Source organism: Microbispora sp. NPDC049125 (assembly GCF_040802045.1).
GTDB lineage: Bacteria > Actinomycetota > Actinomycetes > Streptosporangiales > Streptosporangiaceae > Microbispora.
In genome coordinates this window covers 102381-122711 of sequence record NZ_JBEZDW010000019.1, presented here as the reverse complement: position 1 = coordinate 122711, position 20331 = coordinate 102381, and the positions used below count along the sequence as shown (strand labels likewise).

At 70.1% G+C, this 20331-nt stretch carries 19 protein-coding genes; 7 read left to right on the top strand and 12 right to left on the bottom strand.

Going from position 1 to position 20331, the window contains the following annotated elements:
* Positions 1-4: 4 nt before the first annotated feature.
* Complete coding sequence (locus AB0B72_RS22625; RefSeq protein WP_367740866.1) at positions 5-682, bottom strand: winged helix-turn-helix transcriptional regulator; 678 nt, start codon at positions 680-682, stop codon at positions 5-7.
* A 119-nt stretch (positions 683-801) separates the two neighbouring features.
* On the opposite strand from AB0B72_RS22625, the gene AB0B72_RS22620 reads away from it, so the two are divergent.
* From AB0B72_RS22620 to AB0B72_RS22610, 3 genes are all read left to right on the top strand, one after another.
* The gene (locus tag AB0B72_RS22620; RefSeq protein ID WP_367740865.1) at positions 802-1632 is read left to right on the top strand and encodes a class I SAM-dependent methyltransferase; all 831 of its coding nucleotides are present in this window, start codon (positions 802-804) and stop codon (positions 1630-1632) included.
* 135 nt (positions 1633-1767) lie between these two features.
* Positions 1768-2070: a PASTA domain-containing protein gene (locus AB0B72_RS22615; protein WP_367740864.1), complete on the top strand. Its 303-nt coding sequence runs from the start codon at positions 1768-1770 to the stop codon at positions 2068-2070.
* A 121-nt stretch (positions 2071-2191) separates the two neighbouring features.
* The gene (locus tag AB0B72_RS22610) at positions 2192-3499 is read left to right on the top strand and encodes an MFS transporter (RefSeq protein ID WP_367740863.1); all 1308 of its coding nucleotides are present in this window, start codon (positions 2192-2194) and stop codon (positions 3497-3499) included.
* An 85-nt stretch (positions 3500-3584) separates the two neighbouring features.
* Here AB0B72_RS22610 and AB0B72_RS22605 read toward each other — a convergent pair whose 3' ends face one another.
* Both AB0B72_RS22605 and AB0B72_RS22600 read right to left on the bottom strand, forming a co-directional pair.
* Positions 3585-4355 (bottom strand): hypothetical protein, encoded by a 771-nt coding sequence (locus tag AB0B72_RS22605; protein ID WP_367740862.1) that lies wholly within the window; start codon positions 4353-4355, stop codon positions 3585-3587.
* Positions 4356-4526: 171 nt separating this feature from the next.
* Positions 4527-5306, bottom strand: a complete 780-nt coding sequence (locus AB0B72_RS22600) for a hypothetical protein (protein WP_367740861.1) — start codon at positions 5304-5306, stop codon at positions 4527-4529.
* A 534-nt stretch (positions 5307-5840) separates the two neighbouring features.
* Here AB0B72_RS22600 and AB0B72_RS22595 point away from each other — a divergent pair.
* Positions 5841-6107, top strand: a complete 267-nt coding sequence (locus AB0B72_RS22595) for a hypothetical protein (RefSeq protein ID WP_367740860.1) — start codon at positions 5841-5843, stop codon at positions 6105-6107.
* On the opposite strand, the gene AB0B72_RS22590 is transcribed toward AB0B72_RS22595, so the two are convergent.
* The gene (locus AB0B72_RS22590; RefSeq protein WP_367740859.1) at positions 6104-6874 is read right to left on the bottom strand and encodes a TetR/AcrR family transcriptional regulator; all 771 of its coding nucleotides are present in this window, start codon (positions 6872-6874) and stop codon (positions 6104-6106) included. The genes AB0B72_RS22595 and AB0B72_RS22590 overlap by 4 nt on opposite strands.
* Positions 6875-6968: 94 nt before the next feature.
* On the opposite strand from AB0B72_RS22590, the gene AB0B72_RS22585 reads away from it, so the two are divergent.
* From AB0B72_RS22585 to AB0B72_RS22575, 3 genes are all read left to right on the top strand, one after another.
* Positions 6969-7358: a VOC family protein gene (locus AB0B72_RS22585; protein ID WP_367740858.1), complete on the top strand. Its 390-nt coding sequence runs from the start codon at positions 6969-6971 to the stop codon at positions 7356-7358.
* 154 nt (positions 7359-7512) lie between these two features.
* On the top strand, positions 7513-9192 hold the full coding sequence (locus tag AB0B72_RS22580) for an FAD-dependent oxidoreductase (RefSeq protein WP_367740857.1): 1680 nt from the start codon (positions 7513-7515) through the stop codon (positions 9190-9192).
* Positions 9193-9506: 314 nt separating this feature from the next.
* Complete coding sequence (locus AB0B72_RS22575; protein WP_367740856.1) at positions 9507-12686, top strand: penicillin acylase family protein; 3180 nt, start codon at positions 9507-9509, stop codon at positions 12684-12686.
* A 6-nt stretch (positions 12687-12692) separates the two neighbouring features.
* Here the strand turns inward: AB0B72_RS22575 and AB0B72_RS22570 are convergent, their stop codons facing one another.
* From AB0B72_RS22570 to infC, 8 genes are all read right to left on the bottom strand, one after another.
* Positions 12693-12938, bottom strand: a complete 246-nt coding sequence (locus AB0B72_RS22570; RefSeq protein ID WP_367740855.1) for a hypothetical protein — start codon at positions 12936-12938, stop codon at positions 12693-12695.
* A gap of 63 nt (positions 12939-13001) precedes the next feature.
* Positions 13002-15572, bottom strand: a complete 2571-nt coding sequence (locus tag AB0B72_RS22565) for a phenylalanine--tRNA ligase subunit beta (RefSeq protein ID WP_367740854.1) — start codon at positions 15570-15572, stop codon at positions 13002-13004.
* Entirely contained in the window at positions 15572-16672 is a 1101-nt protein-coding gene (pheS, locus tag AB0B72_RS22560) for a phenylalanine--tRNA ligase subunit alpha (RefSeq protein ID WP_367740853.1), read from the bottom strand. Before pheS ends, AB0B72_RS22565 begins: the two co-directional genes overlap by 1 nt.
* A gap of 163 nt (positions 16673-16835) precedes the next feature.
* Positions 16836-17930, bottom strand: coding sequence for an ATP-binding protein (locus tag AB0B72_RS22555; protein ID WP_367740852.1), 1095 nt, complete (start codon positions 17928-17930; stop codon positions 16836-16838).
* A 109-nt stretch (positions 17931-18039) separates the two neighbouring features.
* A complete protein-coding gene (locus tag AB0B72_RS22550) occupies positions 18040-18873 on the bottom strand; it encodes a TrmH family RNA methyltransferase (RefSeq protein WP_367740851.1) in 834 nt (277 codons plus the stop codon).
* 72 nt (positions 18874-18945) lie between these two features.
* Positions 18946-19326: a 50S ribosomal protein L20 gene (rplT, locus tag AB0B72_RS22545; RefSeq protein WP_367740850.1), complete on the bottom strand. Its 381-nt coding sequence runs from the start codon at positions 19324-19326 to the stop codon at positions 18946-18948.
* A 23-nt stretch (positions 19327-19349) separates the two neighbouring features.
* Positions 19350-19544 carry a 50S ribosomal protein L35 gene (rpmI, locus tag AB0B72_RS22540; RefSeq protein ID WP_367740849.1) on the bottom strand — a complete coding sequence of 65 codons (195 nt, stop codon included), beginning with the start codon at positions 19542-19544 and terminating at the stop codon, positions 19350-19352.
* A 141-nt stretch (positions 19545-19685) separates the two neighbouring features.
* On the bottom strand, positions 19686-20321 hold the full coding sequence (gene infC / locus AB0B72_RS22535; protein WP_367740883.1) for a translation initiation factor IF-3: 636 nt from the start codon (positions 20319-20321) through the stop codon (positions 19686-19688).
* Between the last annotated feature and the right edge of the window lie 10 nt (positions 20322-20331).

The window sequence follows — 20331 nt, the reverse complement described above, 5'->3', positions numbered from 1 at the left end:
TCTTCTAGACGGGGCGTGGCACGGAGGCCCATTCCGGGAGGGTGAACCACCGTGGCACGGCGCGGCGCAGCGCTTCGGGGCCCTGCACCTCGACCGCGTTGACGCGCAGAGCGTCCGACCAGCTCAAGTCGCCGCGCCAGACCTCGACCATGCTCCGCAGGCCGGCGGTCACCGTCACGGCCACGGCGTGGCCGGGATCTGTGTCGCAGACGTCGACCTCGTCAGGTGTGATCACGAGCCACCAGTGGCGGGCGCTGGGCGGCACATCCGGGAACCGGAACTGGACGACCGTCCGCCCGTCCGGAACGGCGGTCTGGTCGACGTTGCGGTGCATGTCCCACAGCAGCAGCTTGGGGTCCAGGTCCTCGTCGCCCAGCTCACCGATCCAGCGGATGCCCCAGGCGGCGAGCGCCTCGACCACCGGACGCAGCTCATGGCCGGCCTGGGTGAGGACGTACCGCACGTCGTTGTCCTTGACGTGCCTTTCCACGATGCCGGCTCGGGTGAGCTGGTGCAGCCGCCGCGACAGCAGCGTCGGGGACATGCGCGGCAGACCGCGGCGCAGCTCGTTGAACCGCTCGGTCCCGCACACCAGTTCCCGGACGACGAGCAGCGTCCAGCGTTCGTCGAGCAGTTCCACGGCCTTGGCGACCGGGCAGAACTGGTGATACGAGGAGCCCATGCCCGGAGTGTAGAACCGGATCTCGGCCGCGTCCTGATACAGATCGTGTACTGGTTAGCGCTCCCTCCCGTTCCTACTGTCGATCCCGGACCACCGAGAGATGACGACGAGGGAGAACGATGAACGTGCAGATCGACACGTCAGAGGCCGACCGCGCCCTGAAGGCCGGGCACCGTGCAATGTGGGCGCTGGGCGACTATCCCGCGGTCGCCGCCGAGATCATCCCCGAGCTGGGCCCGATCCTGGTCACGGCCTGCGGGGTGGGGCCCGGGGACCGGGTGCTGGACGTGGCCTGCGGGTCGGGCAACGCCGCCATTCCCGCGGCGCTTGCCGGGGCGAGCGTGGTGGCCGGCGACCTGACCCCGGAGCTGCTGGACGCGGGACGGGCCCTGGCCGCCCAGCGCGGCGCGCAGGTCGAGTGGCGGCAGGCCGACGCGGAGGCCCTGCCGTTCGCCGACGGCGAGTTCGACACGGTGCTGTCCTGCGTCGGGGTCATGTTCGCTCCGCACCACCAGGCCGCCGCCGGCGAGCTGATCCGGGTCTGCCGCCCGGGCGGCACGATCGGCCTGCTCAGCTGGACCCCGGAGGGGTTCATCGGCCAAATGTTCGCGACGATGAAACCGTACGCACCCGCGCCTCCGCCGGGCGCGCAGCCTCCTCCGCTGTGGGGCGGGGAGGATCACGTACGCGCACTCCTCGGAGACGCGGTCACCGATGTCGTCGCGCGGCGGCGGACGGTCACGATCGACCGGTTCGCTCATCCCGGCGCGTTCCGTGACTACTTCAAGGCCAACTACGGCCCCACCGTCGCCGTCTACCGGGGGCTGGCCGGGGACCCCGACCGGGTGGCCGCCCTGGACCAGGCCCTCGACGATCTGGCCCGCCGGCACATGCGGGGGCCGGTGATGGAATGGGAGTACCTCCTCCTCACCGCACGCAAGCGTGGCTGACACCGCATTCCGGCCCACCACTGCCATGCACGCTCGCCCGCCAGGCCGTCCGGGACACGCCGGCGCCTGGCGGACCCGCATCGGCGGCGCCGGGTCGGGCACTGGCCGAGGCCTTCGACCGGACGTACCATCGGCTTGGGTGACGTTGAACTGACCGAGACAGAGGTTCCGGACTTCCGCGGCATGCAGGCGCTGAACGCGTGGCTTGCCGGTCATTCCGCCGGCGTTCTGCTGGTCGGCCCCGACCCCGACAGCCCCGACCCGGTGATGCACGGCATCGTGACGGCGCAGGACCCGGCGCCGGGCACGCTCGTGGCCCGCTGGGACAGCGTGACCGTGTGGGTCCGTCACGACCCCGGCGGGGAAGCCGGTGTCCGTGAGCCACGCCGTCCCGTCCCACCCGCCGACGCGCTGAGCGCCGAACTCCCCGACAGCTGAACGGCCACGCGTGCGGACACCGGGCGACCTGACCGCAGCGCGTCCGAGGGCGTCCGCCGCCGTGCGTGCAGCCGCGAAAACGATTTGCCTTCGACCGGCCCGGCCGATGAAATAGCCCATCGTGGCGGAAAGCACTGATCGGTCTCTGAAATCCCTCGCCCGCCGCCTGCGGCTGGACCTCAGCCCTCTCCGTGAGTCGCGGGACTTCCGCCTGATGATCGGCTCCGGCCTGATCACCGCGATCGGCACGGTCATCACGATGGTCGCCGTGCCGTACCAGATGAAGCAGCTCACCGAGTCCTACGTCGCGGTCGGGCTGGTCAGCCTGGCCGAGTTCGTCCCGATGGTGATCTGCGGGCTGTGGGGAGGCGCCATCGCCGACGCCCTCGACCGCCGCAAGATCGTCATCTTCTCCGAGGTCGGCCTCTGCCTCACATCGGTCGCTCTGCTGATCAACGCACTGCTGCCCAGCCCGCAGGTATGGGTGCTGTACCTCGTCGGGGCGATGGCCGCCGGGCTCGGCAGCGTACGCGGCCCCAGCGAACAGGCCATCATCAACCGCGTCCTCCCCCTCGACCGGATGACCGCGGCCTTCGCCATCCAAGGCCTCGTACGCAACACCGCGATGATCGCCGGACCGGCAGCCGGCGGCCTGGTCGTCGTCACCCTCGGCCCCGCCGGCTCCTACGCCATCGACGTCGCCACCTTCGTCGCGTCGCTCGCCCTGCTGGTCAAGGTCCGCACCGTCACCCGGTCGCAAGACGCCACCCCCGCCTCGCTCCAGTCCCTGGCCGAAGGCGTCCGCTACGCCCTGCGGCGGCCCGACCTCATGGGCACCTACCTCGTCGACATCGCCGCCATGGCCCTGGCCAGCTCCAACGCGCTGTTCCCCTTCCTCGCCGACGACCTGCACTCGCCCCACGCCCTCGGCCTGCTGTACGCCGCCGGAGGAGTCGGCTCCGTCATCGCCTCACTCACCTCCGGCTGGACCAGCCACGTCCACCGCCACGGCCTGGCCGTCATCGTCTCCGCCACCCTGTGGGGCGCCGCCGTGGCCGTCGCGGCGCTCATGCCCAACATCTGGCTGGTCTTCGCCTTCCTCGCCGTCGCCGGCGGCGCCGACATGGTCAGCGGCCTGTTCAGAGGCACGATCTGGAACCAGACCATCCCCGACGAGTACCGAGGGCGGCTGGCGGGGATCGAGCTGCTCTCGTACTCGACGGGGCCGATGCTCGGCGACACCAGGGCGGGCTTCATGGCTCAGCTGGGCGGCACCCGGTTCTCGCTCGGGGCGGGCGGCCTGCTGTGCATGGCAGCCGTGGGCCTGATGGCCGCCGTCCTCCCCCGCTTCCGGCGGTACGACGCCCGGACCGACGAATACGCCCTGGCCGAACGCTCCCGCCGAGCGAACGAGCCCGCGGCGCTCTGACAATCAGCCGGCATCGCCCCAGTAGCTCAAACGCCGCTTGGCGTACGCAGGGCTCCTGGTCAGCCTGTGCCCGGCTACTGCGGGCTCAGAGGGACCGCGACTGTGCGTCCACCCCCGACAAGATGCGTTCGCTGAGCCACAGGCGATCTTCATCGTCGCGAAAACATAGTTCGCGCTGCACCTTGGTCACCTCAGCCAGGCGGCGTCGTTGCTGCTCGTCGAGGTCGTCGAGCATCTGAACGGTGAGCAACATCGCGTGGTACTGCTCGAAAGCGCTATGCGAGTGTTCGATCGCCTCCAGCGCGGCGTCGAAGTTCCGCAGTTCGGGTCTGGCCTGCATTATCGTCAATGCCGTGATGCGCTGCTCCTCGGTTCCCGTCTGAAGCCAGCGCAGAACCTCGACGGGATCCACCGGCAGTTCCGCCGCGAGACGACGTATATCGGCAACGACCCTCTCCATCGCCTGCGTCCGTGCAGGACCGGCAGGCATGGACGCGCGTACAGATCGATACTCGGCCGCGACAGGCCCAGCGGCCTCCAGCAGTGCCTGGGCCTCCGCGCGAAGCCGGCCAGCCTCAGCGATGTCGCCCCGCCTTTCTGACGCGTCGGCGAGTTCCAGTTTCTGGGCAGCACGGACCCGTAGCTTCGCTCCCCCGAATTCAAGGCTTTCGATTGGGCTTCCCAGCAGCGCCAGCACCAGCAGGGCTCCGCCGAGCGCCACAAGAACGGCCGCACCGGTTCCGTTTTCCGTGACGAAAACCGCAATGACCCCCGCCCCAAAGGACCCAGCCCCGAGCAAACCCATCGGAATGCGCGTCCGGAGGTTCATCGATAACGGCACTGAAGGGGAATCCATAAGCTACTCCTCAGTTGTCCCTGTTCTCGGATCCAGTCAGGCTACATCCAGCCGAACCGTTTGACCGTGCGCGCGACATAAATGCTCAGCGAAGACATCCAAGACTTGCCGGCCCCGCTACGGGTGGCAAGAAGCCGAGGGTTCCGGCAGGCGCGCCCTACGGTCGAAGGGTCAGTCACGTTGCCACCATTTCACTTCGGCGCGGACATACTCACGTGGATCCCACCGCCGCCACTCATCGACGTGCTTGCCGGAAAAGTCACCATTGCCGGCAACGTACAGGAACTTGTACTTCTCGACGTCGGCATCTACATCACCACCCTTACCCTTCTTTGTATAGAGAGCGGTTATCCGGAAAGGTTGGCCATGATTAGTGACGGTCACCGTTTGTTGACGACCATCGGCGAGCACATCCAAGGCCAAAGAGAACGAGCAATAGTGCTTTAAGGTGGACGCATAGATCAGAAAGGCCATATCCTCATCCCGCTTCAGGGAGACGGTTCTGAGAGAGAAATAGCCCCCTTTGGGATCGAAGCCCTTCAGCATTTGCGCTTCCGGTCGAGACTTATCCAGGTCGAAATATAGCCGAATCAGCTCATCCGACGCCCCGCCAGGAGGATTATAAAAAAGAGTCCCATTGAGCGGTCGACCACATTTCTTAACAGTCCGGATGTTCGTGATGCGGATCTTCTTGTCTCTGTTTCCGCGTACTACGAGCTTGATCGACGTACTGCTGTCGCGGGCTGCTGCATGACGTCGAAACCAAGCGTCACTACCTCTCTCTCCAAGTGTGACGCGAGTGATCCAGCCGAGTTGTACCTTATTGAAAAGCAAGGGCTCGGCCAATGCCCATGTGGGACTCGTGTGATCAGCGTCTGCCCCCTCCTGTACCAGATCAACGATGACGGGAGGCTCTTGATCTTGAGTATGTGACGGCGAGGCAGATGCCACGGGTGAGGCCGTAGGCGTATCGGTCAGGGCGGAGGGTACGGAAGCCCGGTATGCGGGCGAGGAAGACACTGGCTGACCTGACGACACCCCAACCGCACCTGTAGACGACGAACCGGACAGAATATTCTGAATCGCCCACGTGATGAGCCCGGCTATCACGGGCGCCGCGATTGTGGTGCCGGTCCACCTGACAGCCGGACGCTTCAGCCAATTGACAGTTCTCGTCCAACGTCCAGCCGATGAGGTGCGAGAATTCATCAACTTACTCCCGATCCGGCGCCTTAACCGCCGCACGGTATCACGAGCTTTCACGGGCAAGATGCTGTCCGATCAGAAATACATCGTTTCGAGACCGGCGCCAATGTCCTGATAATCCGGCGGTCTCGACCGTAATCGATAAAATGGCCCGGCAAATTCACAACGTGCATTGTTCTTTGACCAGACCATCCCGACGAGTACCGAGGGCGGCTGGCGGGGATCGAGCTGCTCTCGTACTCGACGGGGCCGATGCTCGGCGACACCAGGGCGGGCTTCATGGCTCAGCTGGGCGGCACCCGGTTCTCGCTCGTGGCGGGCGGCCTGCTGTGCATGGCAGCCGTGGGCCTGATGGCCGCCGTCCTCCCCCGCTTCCAACTCACGCGAGCAGTGGCGAGTGACCGACCGAGTGACGACCAGCTGGACCAGCAGGGGACGCCGGCGAACAGCGGCGGACGTTCAGCGGGCGCGACACCGATACGGCTTCTGCGCGGCGCGTGGGGCGGGCCGCCGCTGTTGACCGGGCCAGCGGTCGCGGGCGGCTAATCTCCGCGGGTGTCGATCAGGGCACCCAGGCCGTCGAGGACGCGCCGCAGGCCGAAGGTGTAGGCGTGCTCGGGGTTGTAGGCCGCGCCGTGAGCGGCGCCTGCGGCGGCGCCGACACGGACGGCCGTGGGGTACTTCGACTCGTCGAGAACCCGGGCGAGCAGGGGGGCGTTGGCGGCCCACCATTGCTCCTCGCTCATCGCGCTGTCCCGCCGGGCGGCGGCCGCCTCCGCGGCCGAACGCGCGACGGACTGGACGAACCCGAGCAGGAAGGTGAGGGCGGCGTCCATCTCGACGTCGTCGAGCCCGAGACCCTCGAACGCCCGGAGTTCGTGTTCGTACTTGGCCATGAGACCGGGCCCGAGCGAGGGCCGGCTCGTGGAGATCTCCGCGACCCAGGGGTGCAGGATGAACAGCTCCCGATTCTCCTGGGCGACGGCGGCCAGGCGCTCGCGCCACGGCTTGCCGGAAAAGTCGGCGCGGGGCATCTGGCGGTAAACCGTGTCGAGCATCAGGTCCAGCAGTTCCGCCTTGCCCGGCACGTAGGTGTAGAGCGACATGGGCACCACGCCCAGGACTTGGGCGATCCTGCGCATCGTGACTGAGCCGAGGCCGTCTGTGTCAGCCAGGACGATCGCAGCCGTGGTGACCCGGTCGACGCTCAGACCTTGGCGCGGCCCGCGTCGGGAATCCACGGGGCCGTGCTCGCGCCAGAGCAGTTCGAGGGTGCGTGCGGGATCACCCGCACTGCTGCGTTCGGTGGGCATGGGACCATCCTCCCGCGCTCTCAAACGTTGTACGCAGTACATTGTACGGCGTACAGTATCGATGTCGCCCAGCTCGCGCACTCCGAGGAGACCTGTGCAGATCACCGCTTCGGCCGTATCACTCAACGTCGAGGACGTGCCCGCGTCCGCGGCGTTCCTGACCACCCACTTCGGATTCCGCGAGGAGATGGCCGCGGACGGCTTCGCCTCCCTGACGCGCGAGGACGCCGGGATGAACGTCGTCTTCCTGCGGCGCGGTCTGCCCTCGCTGCCCGACGACCAGCGCGACACCCACGCCGCCGGCCTCATCCTGGCGTTCGTCGTCGACGACCTCGACGGTGAACTGGCCCGCCTGCGCGAAGAGGGCGTGACCATCACCATGCCGCTGCGGGAGGAGCCCTGGGGCGAACGCGCCTTCCAGGTGACCGACCCCAACGGCGTCATCGTTCAGCTCGTCGACTGGAACGCGCCGACCGGCCAGTGACCGCTCGGCGGCGAATGAACGGTCCCAGAACGAGAAGCAGGTGCGCGTCGGCGGCGATGGTCGCGAGGGCGAACCGCCTCGGCGACATCTGGCCGGCCAAGGCGAGCATGTCCCCCTATACCGGCGACGTCAGCACCCCGAAGGCCATGTCTGGGTGAATGCTGAGAAATCCGACTGGAACATGATCGTCGATCACCGGCAACTGATCGTGCTGACACTGGCCTCCAAGATCTTGGAGGTGGCAGTGAGTTACAGCAGGCGCGGATTCCTGACCGCGGTGGGCACCACTGGAGGGGCCGGAGCACTCCTGGCGACGATGGGAGCGCTCGGCCTCGCGCCCACAGCGGAGGCGGCGACCGGTACGGCCTTCGTCCCCCCGCAGCCGTCCGATTTCACGCTCACCGGCAGGGGCGCGAAGAAGGTGGTCGTGCTCGGCGCCGGGATCGCCGGCTTGGCCACCGCGTACGAGCTGGGCAAGGCGGGCTACGACTGTACCGTCCTCGAGGCTCTCGACCGGGTCGGCGGCCGCAACTGGACGATCAGGGGTGGCGACAGGATCAACGAGATCGACGGCTCCACCCAGGTCGCCCGGTTCTCCGACGGCCTCTACCTCAACGCCGGGCCGGCCCGGCTCGCCCAATGGATGGTCACCCTCGACTACTGCCGCGAGCTCGGCGTCGAGCTCGAGGTCTTCACCAACTCCAACGCCCAGGCGTACATCTTCAACGAGGCCGCGGGAATGACCTCGCCGGTCCGCTGGCGTACAGCGAAGGCCGACGTGTACGGCTACATCTCCGAGCTGCTGTCGACCGCCACCGACGCCGGGGCGCTGGACGGCAAGCTGACCGCGGACGACAAGGAGCGCCTTCTGACGTTTCTGCGCGGATTCGGCTCGATCGGCACCAAGGCGAGCGGCTTCGCCTATACAGGAGGCGAACGCCGGGGATACAGCACCGATCCCGGTGCGGGTGAGCAGCCTGGCACGGAACTCGGCCCGGTGCCGTCGCTGTCGCAGGTGCTCGCCAGCGGTGTCGGCCAGCGATTCTCCTTCGAGCTCGGCTACGACCAGGCGATGCTGATGTTCCAGCCGGTCGGCGGCATGGACGCCATCCCCAAGGCGTTCGCCGAGGCCGTCGGCAAGCAGAAGATCTGGCTACGCTCGAAGGTCACGAAGATCACCGACCTGGCGGAAGGGGTCGAGGTCGAATACCAGGACAGGAACGGCAGGACGCGCACGATCAAGGCGGATTTCTGCGTGGCCGCGATGCCGCCGCACATCCTGGCGAGGACGCCGCACAATCTCGGGCCCGACGTGCAGGCCGCCCTGTCGACTCCGGTCGTCACATCGTCCGGCAAGATCGGCTTGGAGTACCGCCGGCGCTGGTGGGAGACCGACGAGAACATCTACGGCGGCATCACCAACACCGACCTCGACCTTTCCGTCCTCTGGTATCCCTCGTACGGCTACGGCGGCCGGCGCGGGCTCGTCGTCGGGTACTACAACACTGGGGCGAACGCGGACGCCTACGCCGCGCTCCCTCACCCCCAGAGGGAGAAGCGCGCGATCGAGCAGGGCATGAAGATCCACGGCGCCAAGTACCGTGACGAGCTGGTGTGCTCCGCTTCGGTCTCCTGGAAGCTCCAGCCGAACATCGAGGGCGCCTGGGTGAGCTGGCCGTCCCGCCTTGGCGGCTACCAACTGCTGAACAAACCGACCGGCCACGTCCACTTCGCGGGCGACTGGCTCAGCTACATGATCGCCTGGCAGGCGGGTGCGCTGGAGTCGGCCCGCAAGACGGTCACCGACATCCATCAACGGGTCCTGGCGAACTGATCTCGTAAGGCGCCCCCGGCCGCCAGGCGAGCGTCGTCACGCCCGGCGCCCGGGGGCGACCGGAACAGGAGCCACCTTCTGCGGGGACACCGCCACCGCGAACGGCGGCGGTGTCCCCACGCCGATCTCATGGGCGATCGCCCCGGCCGGCAGATCCCCTGCCCGCGTCCGTCCACCACGAAAGGTGTTCGCCCATTGATCCTCGCGTAGTCGCCGCGTATCGTCCAGATTCGAGCACCGCTCATGTTCCAGCGCGCGCGAGACCGCACCACGGCCGTCCCTTCACCCCCTGACCCCCGAAGGGAAGTTCCCCCATGCACGCGCGCCTTCGACGGGCGGTCACCGCCGCCGCCGCGCTCGTCCTCGTCGCCGTGGGCCTGCCTGCGTCGCCGGCCGCCGCCGGCCCGTACTACCCGCCGGACGACTACTGCCTCGGGCAGTGCGCCGACGTGCTGCCGCCGGGCCAGAACGGCAACGCCACGCTCGTGGACATCCTCGGCAACCAGACCCTCGGCACCTACCCCGCCCACAGCAGGGACCAGCTCGGCAAGTACGCCGGCCTGATCTCGTCCTACACCGGGCTCACCGACGACCAGATCAGCGCGTTCTTCAACGACAGCGGCTTCGGCGTGCCGGCGGGTCAGGTCGCGAGCACGGTCAGCCCGCGCTCCGACGTGACGATCGTCCGCGACAAGGCCACCGGCGTGCCGCACGTCACCGGCACCACCCGTGAGGGCACGATGTTCGGCGCGGGGTACGCCGGGGCGCAGGACCGCCTGTGGCTGATGGACCTCATGCGCCACGTCGGCCGGGGCGAGCTGACGCCGTTCGCGGGGGGAGCCAAGGGCAACAGGGACCTGGAGCAGAGCGTCTGGCGCAGCTCCCCCTACACCGAGGCCGACCTCCAGGCGCAGATCGACCGCCTCCAGGCCGCCGGGCCGCGCGGCGCGCAGCTCTACGCGGACGTGCGGAGCTACATCAGCGGCATCAACGCGTACATCGACCACTGCATGGCGAACCGCGACTGTCCCGGCGAGTACGTGCTGACCGGCCACCTCGACGCGATCACCAACGCGGGCGGCCCCGTCGACTTCACGATGACCGACCTCATCGCCATCTCGGGCGTCATCGGCGGCCTGTTCGGCGGAGGCGGCGGCGCCGAGATGCAGTCGGCCCTCGTCCGGGTGGCCGCGCGGGCCAAGTACGGCACCGCCGCCGGCGACCAGGTGTGGGCGGCCTTCCGGGAGCAGAACGACCCGGAGACCGTGCTCACCCTGCACGACGGTCAGAGCTTCCCGTCGGGGACGGCCCCGGCGGGCGCGACGGGCGTGGTCCTTCCCGACGCGGCCGGCACAGCGCCCGTCGACATCACCGAGAACGAGAAGGGCACCGCCACCTCCGCGACCACCGCGGGGACGAGCGCGCTGACCGGGCTGACCGTGGAGGCCGGAAAGCCGCACATGTCCAACGCGATCGTCGTGTCGGCGGCCAAGGCCGAGGGCGGGCATCCGATCGCCGTGTTCGGCCCGCAGACCGGCTACTTCGCGCCGCAGTTGCTCATGCTGGAGGAGCTGAACGGCCCGGGGGTCCGGGCGCGCGGCGCGGCGTTCGCCGGGCTGAACCTCTACGTCCTGCTCGGCCGCGGCACCGACTACGCGTGGAGCGCCACCTCCAGCGGCCAGGACATCACGGACACGTACGCGGTGACGCTCTGCGAGCCGGGCGGCGGAGCGCCCTCCGTCTCCTCCGATCACTACCTGTACCACGGCACCTGCACCGCGATGGAGACGCTGCGCAAGACCAACTCGTGGAAGCCCAACACCGCCGACTCCACCGGCGCCGGGTCGTACGACCTGGTGATCGAGCGGACCAAGTACGGCCTGGTCACGTGGCGGGGCACGGTCGGCGGTGTGCCGACGGCCTTCACCACGCTCCGCTCGACCTACCAGCACGAGGCCGACTCGGCCGTCGGCTTCCAGATGTTCAACGACCCAGCCGAGATGGGCTCGGCCGCCGCGTTCACGAACTCGGCGTCCACGATCGGCTTCGCCTTCAACTGGTTCTACGTGAACTCCGCCGACTCGGCGTACTTCATGTCCGGCGACACCCCGGTGCGGTCGCCCGTCTCCGACCCGAACCTGCCGATGACCGCCGACGCGGCGCACGAGTGGTCCGGGTACGACCCGGCGACCAACACGGCCGCCCACACCGCGCCGGGCACCCACCCGCAGGGGGTGAACCAGGACTACTTCGTGAGCTGGAACAACAAGCAGGCCAAGGACTACGGCGCGGCCGACGGCAACTTCAGCTTCGGCCCGGTGCACCGCGCCGACCTGCTGGACGCCCCGGTGAAGGCCGCCCTCGCCTCCGGCACGCTCGGCCGGGCCGGTGTCGTCAAGATCATGGCGACGGCCGCGATCACCGACCTGCGCGGCTGGAAGGTGCTGCCGAAGCTGCTCCGGGTGATCAACAGCGCTCCCGTGACCGATCCGTCCCTCGCCTCTGCGGTGACCGCGCTGTCGGCGTGGGCGTCCTCAGGCGCCAAGCGCGCCGAGACCTCCCCCGGCAGCAAGACCTACGCCGACGCGACGGCCATCCGCGTCTTCGACGCCTGGTGGCCGAAGCTGGTGCGGGCGGAGTTCAAGCCGGGGCTCGGCGACGGGCTGTACCAGTCGCTGGTCAACGCGCTGCAGATCAACGAGTCGCCATCGGGGCACCAGCAGGGCGACGTCTCGTCGCTGCCCGGCTCGGCCAACGAGGCGCAGGCCCACAAGGGCTCGTCGTTCCAGTACGGCTGGTGGGGCTACGTCGACAGGGACATCCGGGCCGTCCTGGGCGACCCGGTCGCCTCCCCTCTGCCGTCGAAGTTCTGCGGCGCCACCGTCGCGGCGTGCCGTACGGTCCTGCTGGACAGCCTCGCCGCGGCGGTGGCCGAGCCGGCCACGACGACCTACCCGGGTGACGACTCCTGCTCGGCGGGCGACCAGTGGTGCGCGGACGCCATCCGGCAGTCGCCGCTCGGCGGGATCAAACACCCGCTGATCTCCTGGCAGAACCGGCCGACCTACCAGCAGGTGGTCTCCTTCCCCGCCCATCGGGGGGACGACGTCACCGACCTCGCCCTCGGCGGCACGGCCACCGCGTCGAGCCAGGAGGGGTCGTACACGGCGGCCAAGGCGGTCGACGGCGACCCCGCCACCCGGTGGGCCAGCGGCTGGAGCGACAACCAGTATCTGCAGGTCGACCTCGGCTCCGCCAAGACGGTGGCGCGGGCCATCCTGCACTGGGAGGCGGCGTACGGCTCGTCGTACCGGATCAAGACCTCGGCGGACGGCGCCGCGTGGACCACCGTCTACTCGGCGACCGGCGGCGACGGCGGCGTCGACAACGTCGCGTTCAGCCCGGTGAGCGCGCGATACGTGCGTATGCAGGGGGTGAAGCGGGCCACCCTGTTCGGCTACTCGCTCTACGAGCTGGAGGTCTACGGCAGATAGGACGGGTCAGCCCGGCTCGCGCCAGCCCTCGCCCTCCTCGGCGAGGGCGTCGAGCCGGGCCAGATCCTGGGGCTGGAGCCCGCCGCCGGGGTCGTCGAGGACCACCACCCACTGGGCGTCCTCGGCGTCGTCCTCCCCCGCGAGCGTCTCGCGCACCACGGGAGGCACGCCGAGCGAAGGGAACCACCCGGCCACGGTCTCCGCGGCCTCCTCCGCGCTGTCCCGCTCGGGGAACACCAGCAGGTGACGCACCCGTCCTCCACATGGCGGCGGGCGCCGGCTCGCGCCGGCGCCCGCCTTCACTCGATCTCGTGCTCAGGCGCCGCGGAGGTGGGCTCCGGCCCGCTCGGCGGCCAGCGCCACCGCGGCGTCGCGGGCGGCGGTGGCCTCCTCGGCCGTGAGCGTCCTGTCGGGCGCCCGGAACCGCAGCGTGTAGGCGAGCGACTTGTTGCCCTCGCCCGCCTGCGGGCCGGTGTAGACGTCGAACAGCCGGATCGACTCCAGCAGCTCGCCCGCCCCCTCGCGCAGGGCGGCCTCCACCTCGGCGACCGGGGTCGCGACCGCGACGGTCAGGGCGACGTCCTGCGTGGCCACCGGGTAGGCCGACACGGCGGGAGTCTCCACCGGGCCGCCCGGCCGCAGCGCCGACAGCTCCAGCTCCATCGCCGCCGTGCGCGGCGGCAGCCCGTACGCCTCGATGACGCGGGGATGCAGCTCGCCCGCGTGGCCGACGACGACCCGCTCCCCGCCACCGGCCACGGCCAGCTCGGCGCAGCGGCCGGGATGCCACGGCTCGTGCCGGTCGGCCCGGATCTCCAGCTCGGCTCCGGCCTCGCGGGCGATCGTGCGGGCCGCCTCGATCGCGTCCGCCCAGGTGGCCTGGCGGCCCTTGCCCCACCAGCCGGACCGCTCGAACTCGCCGGCGAGGACGACGGCCACCCGCAGCGGCTGCCTGGGCAGCGCCCTCTCGATCTCGGCGAGCTCCCCGGCGGACGGCCTGCGGTGGACGGGCAGGATCGGCGCCGTGGCCGGGGCGTCCGGCTCGGGGCGATAGACCAGGCCGGTCTCGAAGAGCGCCACGTCGGTGAAGCCGCGGCCGGCGTTGCGGGCCAGCGTCTTCAGCAGCCCCGGCAGCAGAGTCGTCCGCATGTACGGCTCGTCCTCGCTGAGCGGGTTGACCAGCCGGGTCATCCGCCTGCGGGGGTCGCCTTCGCCGAGTTGCAGGTCGTCGAGGTCGCGGGCGCCGATGAACGGGTAGGACAGCACCTCGACGTACCCGGCCAGAGCGAGCGCACGGCCCGCCCGGCGGCGCAGCCGCTGCTCCTCGGTCAGCCCGGCGCCCGCCGGCGCGGCCGGCAGCACCGACGGCAGCCGGTCGTACCCTTCGAGCCGGATGACCTCTTCCGCGAGGTCGTTCGGGTCGGTCAGGTCCGGCCGCCAGCTCGGCGGCGTCACGGTGATCAGGTCGTCGCCGCGCACCGCGAGCCGGTCGGCCAGGTCGCCCGTGGACACCATGCCGGTCGCCGCCACGCCGTGCTCCGCCGCGGCCGACTGAGTCTGCGCCGCGCCCTCGGTGACCGTGCAGCCGACCTGCTCCAGCCTGCGGATCACGGCCTCGCGCCCGTACGTCATGCCCGCGACGCGGTCGGGGTGATCGGCCGGGATCGTGATCGTGACCGGGGCGACCTGGACCTGGGCGTGGGTGACGCCCGGCTCGGCCGTGGCGCCGCCCAGCTCGGCGAGGAGCTGTACAGCACGCCACGACGCGACCAGGGGCAGCTCCCTGTCGACGCCGCGCTCGAACCGCTTGGACGCCTCGCTCACCAGGTTGTGCCTGCGGGACTCCCGGGCGATGCCCGTGGCGGAGAAGTGGGCGGCCTCGATGAGGATCTCCGTCGAGCCGGCCGAGATCTCCGTGTGCAGGCCGCCCATCGTGCCGGCCATCGAGATCGGGCCGGAGTCGTCGGTGATCAGGATGTCGTCCTCGTGGAGCGTGCGCACCACGTGGTCGAGCGTCTCCAGGGTCTCCCCCTGGCGGGCCCGCCGTACGACGATCTCGCCGGACAGGCGGGACCGGTCGAACGCGTGCAGCGGCTGACCGAGCTCCAGCATCACGTAGTTGGTCACGTCGACGGCGAGCGACACCGAGCGCATCCCGGCACGGGCGAGCCGCACCCGCATCCACAGCGGGGTCTCGGCCCCCGGGTCGAACCCGGAGACGCCGCGCAGCACGAACCGGTCGCACGCGGTCGGGTCGCCGATCGACGCGGGCCACGCCTCGCCGGAGGCGGCCGGCGGGGACACGGCGGCCGGGTCGCGGAACGGCACACCGAACGCGGTGGCCGCCTCGCGGGCGACGCCCCGGATCGACAGCGCGTATCCGCAGTCGGGGGTGATCTCCAGCTCCAGCACGTCGTCGCGCAGGCCGAGCAGCTCGACGACGTCGGCGCCGACGGGGGTGTCCTGCGCCAGCACGAGGATGCCCGGGGAGGAGTCGGCGACGCCGAGCTCGGCCTCCGAGCAGATCATGCCGTCGGACAGGCGGCCGTAGGTCTTGCGGGAGCCGATCTCGAACCCGCCGGGCAGGACGGCGCCGGGGAGTGCGACCGGCACCAGGTCGCCGGCGGCGAAGTTGGTCGCGCCGCATACGATCTCGCGCGGCGCGGCCTCCCCCACCTCGACCAGGCAGTGCCGGATCGGCTTCTTGAACCCGGCGAGCTCCTCGAACTCCAGGACCCGGCCGACGACCACGTTCTTGATCTCGTGGCCGTGCGAGGTGATGGCCTCCAGCTTGAGGCCGGCGGCGGTGAGCCGGTCGGCGACCTCCTGCGCGGTGACCGCGGGGAGGTCGACGTGCTCCCGCAGCCAGGAAAGCGGGACCTTCATCAGACCTCCATTCCGAACGGCAGGGTGAAGCGGATGTCGCCCTCGACCATGTCGCGCATGTCCTCAGCGTTGTGGCGGAACATCAGTGTCCGCTCGATGCCCATCCCGAAGGCGAACCCGGAGTAGACGGCCGGGTCGACGCCGCAGGCGATCAGCACGCGCGGGTTGACCATCCCGCAGCCGCCCCACTCGATCCATCCCTCGGACTTGCAGGTGCGGCAGGGCGGGTTGCCCGGGACGGCCGAGGAGCCGCGGCAGACGAAGCAGCGCAGGTCCAGCTCCGCGGACGGCTCGGTGAACGGGAAGTAGTTCGGCCGGAAGCGGGTCGTGATCCCCTCGCCGAACATCACCGCGGCGAACCGGTCGAGCGTCCCCTTGAGGTGGGCCATCGTGAGCCCCTTGTCGACGGCGAGGCCCTCGACCTGGTGGAAGACCGGGGTGTGGGTCGCGTCGAGCTCGTCGGTCCTGAACACCTTGCCCGGCGAGATCACGTACACCGGCAGCGGGCGCGACAGCAGGGCGCGGATCTGCACCGGCGAGGTCTGGGTGCGCAGCACCTTTCCCGAGGCGGTGCTCTCCACGAAGAACGTGTCGTGGTCGGACCGCGCGGGATGGTCGGGCGCGATGTTCAGGGCGTCGAAGTTGAACCACTCGCCCTCGAGCTCGGGGCCCTCCGCCATCTCGTAGCCCATCGCGATGAACGCGTCGGCGATGCGCTCCTGCAGCGTGGTGAGGGGGTGGCGGGCGCCCCGCGGCGCCCTGTCCCAGGGCAGCGTGACGTCGACGGTCTCCTCGATGAGGACGCGAGCGTCGCGGTCGGCCTCCAGCTCGGCCTGGCGGGCGGCCAGCGCCTCGCCGATCGCCTTGCGGGCGGCGCCGATCCGCTTGCCGGCCTCGGCGCGCGCCGCGGGCGGCAGGGCGCCGATCTCCCGGTTGGCCAGCGCGATCGGCGAGCGGTCCCCGGCGTGCGTGAGCCGGGCCTGCTTGAGTTCGTCGAGGTCGCGGGCCGCCGCGATGGCGGCGACGGCGTCGTCCTGCGCCTGCGCCACTTGGTCGGCGTGCAACGGCGTCACCTCGACGGGGTCATAGGTGTTCGACAAGAGAGAGCTCCGTATCCAGGGCGTGCGAGCGCCGGGCGCTCAGCGGGGTCGAGTCTAGTGCCCATCCAGGTGATCTCCGCCCCGCCGCGTCGGCGGGCAGGGATGGGCGCCGGTGAGCCCACCGGGGCCGTCCCGCCCGCCTGGGAGCCGGTAGAACCGGGGCTCAGGCGAAGTCAGGGGTGCCGGTGGGCAGGATAAATCGGAACTCGGCGCCGCCGCCGGGCGCGCGCTGCACGCTGATCGTGCCGCCGTGCGCCTCCACGAGGCCCTTCACGATGAACAGGCCGAGCCCGGTGCCGCCCCGGCGGCGGCCGTTGCCCCGCCAGAACTGGCGGAAGACACGGCTGACCAGCTCGGGTGCCACACCCTCGCCCTGGTCACGCACCGACACGGCGACTCCCCACTCGACCGGCTCCACCACTATCGTCACCGTACCGCCTCCGTGGCGCACCCCGTTTTCCACGAGGTTGGCGAGGACCTGGTCGAGCTTGTCCTGATCGAGCCACGTCTCGGGCAGCGCGCCACGGACCTCGATGCGGAAACGGTCCTCCGGCTCCCCCGCCGCCACCCGCCCCGCGACGATCCGGCGGGCCCGCGCGGGGATGTCCACGACCTGACGGTGGATCTCGACCCGGCCGGACTCGATGCGCGAGACGTCGAGCAGCTCGGTGATCAGACGGGTCACCCGGTCGGCGTCGGCGTTGACCGTCTCCAGCATCACGCGCTTCTGCGCGTCGGTGAACCGCTCCCATTTGGCGAGCAGCGTCGCGGTGAACCCCTTGACGCTGGTCAGCGGGGAGCGGAGCTCGTGGGCGACGGTGGAGACCAGGTCGGCGCGGCTGCGCTCCACGCGGGCCCGGGCCGCGGCGTCCCTGAGGGTGATCACGACCCGGACGACGGGGCCGCCCCGCTCGGGGCTGCGGACGAACCTGGCGGCGACCAGCAGCTCCTGCCGGCCGGGAAGGTGCAGCGGCCGCTCGGGCTGGCGGCTGCGGGTGGACAGGCCGCCGTGCGGGTCGAGCCACTTCCACCAGTCGCGGCCGTCCTGGTCGCGCAGCGGCAGGACGTCGCTGATGTGCCTGCCGACGGCGGCGTCGCGGGACACCCCGGTCAGCCGTTCGGCGGCCCGGTTGACGACGAGGACGAGGCCCTCGTGGTCGGCCGCGACGAGACCGTCGGGGAGGTCGTCGGCGTCGACGTGCGCACTCCCGCCCGCGAACCCGTGAAGGGCACCGCCGGGGGTGTCGTCACCTCGCACGCGCACGCCTCCTCGACCTTCGTGAAAACCCGCGGGACGCGGGCGTTCGACGCCCGCCCGCGCGACTCCATCGCCGACAATAGCGGGTTTCGGGCGGGCGTCAGCAGCCTCAGCGGGCGGGGGTAGGAGGATCTTCCACGGAATGTAAGGTCTGCCGTTGAACTTGCGCGGACGCGTACAGGCAGACCGCGGCGGCGGTCGCGAGGTTGAGGCTCTCCGCCCGTCCGTAGATCGGGACCCGGACCACCTCGTCGGCCAGGTCGAGCAATTCCGGCGGCAGCCCCCAGGCCTCGTTGCCGAACAGCCAGGCCGTGGGCGCGCCCAGGTCGATCTCGTGGAGCGTACGCGTCCCGGCGCCGTCGGCGGCGAGGACCCGCAGCCCCGCAGCCCGCGCGTGCCGTACGGCGTCGGCGACCGGGGTGCCCGTCACGACCGGGAGGTGGAACAGGCTTCCGGCGCTGGCCCGCACGCACTTGCCGTTGTAGGGGTCGACGGAGGCGTCGGTGAAGACGACGGCGTCCGCTCCCGCCGCGTCGGCCGTCCGCAGGACGGTCCCCGCGTTGCCGGGGTCGCGGACGTGGGCGAGCAGGGCCACCAGGCGCGTCCCTGAGGTCACCGCGTCGCTCAGGGGCACGTGCACGAACCGGCAGACGGCCAGCAGCCCCTGCGGCGTGACTGTCTGGGTCAGCTCCGCCATCACCTCGCCGCTGGCCCGGTGGACGGGGACGCCGGCGGCCGCCGCGGCCGCGACGACGTCGGCGTGCCGGGTCTCGGCCTCGACGGTCGTGAACAGCTCCGTGACGACGTCCTTGGCGGCGAGGGCCTCGCGGACCGCCTGCGGCCCTTCGGCGAGGAACGCCCGGTCCCTGTCGCGGAACGCTCGCTTGGTCAGCCGCCGGGCGGCCTTCACCCGCGGCGACCTGATGTTCGTGAGCTCCGCCATGGCGGCCTCATCCCCCTATGAACGTCGATGAGGGCCCACCGGTAGGCGGTGGGCCCTCATCGGGAAAAGGTGTTACGCGACCGGCGCGTTCACGTCGGACGGGAGCGCCTTACGGGCGGACTCGACCAGCGTGGCGAAGGTCTGGGCGTCGTTCACCGCGAGATCGGCGAGGATCTTGCGGTCCACCTCGATGCCCGCGAGCCGGAGGCCCTGGATGAAACGGTTGTAGGTGATGCCGTTGACCCGGGCGGCGGCGTTGATCCGCTGGATCCACAGCCGCCGGAAGGTGCCCTTCTTGTCCTTGCGGTCCCGGTACGCATAGGTCATCGAGTGGAGCATCTGCTCCTTGGCCTTGCGGTACAGCCGCGACCGCTGACCCCGGTAGCCGCTCGCCCGCTCGAGGACGACCCGGCGCTTCTTCTTGGCGTTGAGCGCCCTCTTCACGCGTGCCATGGTGTTCTATCTCCCCGAGGTCGTTACTTACCGAGCAGTTTCTTGATCTTCTTGGAGTCGGCGTCGGAGACCACGACTTCGGGCTTGAGACGGCGCGTCACGGTGGACGACTTCCACTCGTTGTAGTGCGCGCGGTTGGCACGCCGGCGGACGAGCTTGCCCGTCCCGGTAAGCCGGAACCGCTTCTTCGCACCGCTGTGCGTCTTCATCTTCGGCATGTGAGCCGTCTCTCCCTCATTCGTCCGTGCCGACGGCCCGGGTCGGTGCCCGAGCCGGCGGCCTGCCTGCTCCACGAGACCGTCCCGGTCTCGTCCTCAGTGGTCGTCGCCGATGCCCCCGCCTGATGACTCAGGCAGGCGTCAGTGCGGCTGCGCGGCCTGTCCCGCGGTGGAGTCCGCTGTCTCCTCGGCGGGCTCCTCCGTCGACGGATCAGTGTCGTCGCGGTGCGCCTTGGCCGCGGCCTTCTCGGCCCTGGCCTCGGCCTTCTTCTTGTGCGGCCCGATGACCATGATCATGTTACGGCCGTCCTGCTTCGGCTGGGACTCGACGAAGCCCAGCTCGGTGACGTCCTCCGCGAGGCGCTGCAGGAGCCGGAAGCCCAGCTCCGGGCGTGACTGCTCGCGGCCTCGGAACATGATCGTGACCTTGACCTTGTCTCCCGCCTTGAGGAACCGCACGACGTGACCCTTCTTGGTCTCGTAGTCGTGCGGGTCGATCTTCGGCCGGAGCTTGATCTCTTTGATGATCGTGTGCGCCTGGTTGCGACGGGCCTCGCGCGCCTTCATGGCCGACTCGTACTTGAACTTGCCGTAGTCCATGAGCTTGCAGACGGGCGGGCGGGCCGTCGCGGCGACCTCGACGAGGTCGAGGTCGCTCTCCTGGGCCAGCTTCAGCGCGTCGCCGATGGAGACGATGCCGACCTGTTCGCCGTTCGGGCCGACGAGGCGGACCTCGGGCACACGAATACGGTCGTTGATGCGGGGCTCGGTGCTGATGGGACCTCCA

Bases quoted from the DNA above. Each gene is read 5' to 3' on its own strand.
- AB0B72_RS22625 (WP_367740866.1), bottom strand. From the start codon at position 682: ATGGGCTCCTCGTATCACCAGTTCTGCCCGGTCGCCAAGGCCGTGGAA.
- AB0B72_RS22620 (WP_367740865.1), top strand. From the start codon at position 802: ATGAACGTGCAGATCGACACGTCAGAGGCCGACCGCGCCCTGAAGGCC.
- AB0B72_RS22605 (WP_367740862.1), bottom strand. From the start codon at position 4,355: ATGGATTCCCCTTCAGTGCCGTTATCGATGAACCTCCGGACGCGCATT.
- AB0B72_RS22595 (WP_367740860.1), top strand. From the start codon at position 5,841: ATGGCTCAGCTGGGCGGCACCCGGTTCTCGCTCGTGGCGGGCGGCCTG.
- AB0B72_RS22590 (WP_367740859.1), bottom strand. From the start codon at position 6,874: ATGCCCACCGAACGCAGCAGTGCGGGTGATCCCGCACGCACCCTCGAA.
- AB0B72_RS22575 (WP_367740856.1), top strand. From the start codon at position 9,507: ATGCACGCGCGCCTTCGACGGGCGGTCACCGCCGCCGCCGCGCTCGTC.
- AB0B72_RS22565 (WP_367740854.1), bottom strand. From the start codon at position 15,572: ATGAAGGTCCCGCTTTCCTGGCTGCGGGAGCACGTCGACCTCCCCGCG.
- AB0B72_RS22550 (WP_367740851.1), bottom strand. From the start codon at position 18,873: ATGGCGGAGCTCACGAACATCAGGTCGCCGCGGGTGAAGGCCGCCCGG.
- rplT (WP_367740850.1), bottom strand. From the start codon at position 19,326: ATGGCACGCGTGAAGAGGGCGCTCAACGCCAAGAAGAAGCGCCGGGTC.
- rpmI (WP_367740849.1), bottom strand. From the start codon at position 19,544: ATGCCGAAGATGAAGACGCACAGCGGTGCGAAGAAGCGGTTCCGGCTT.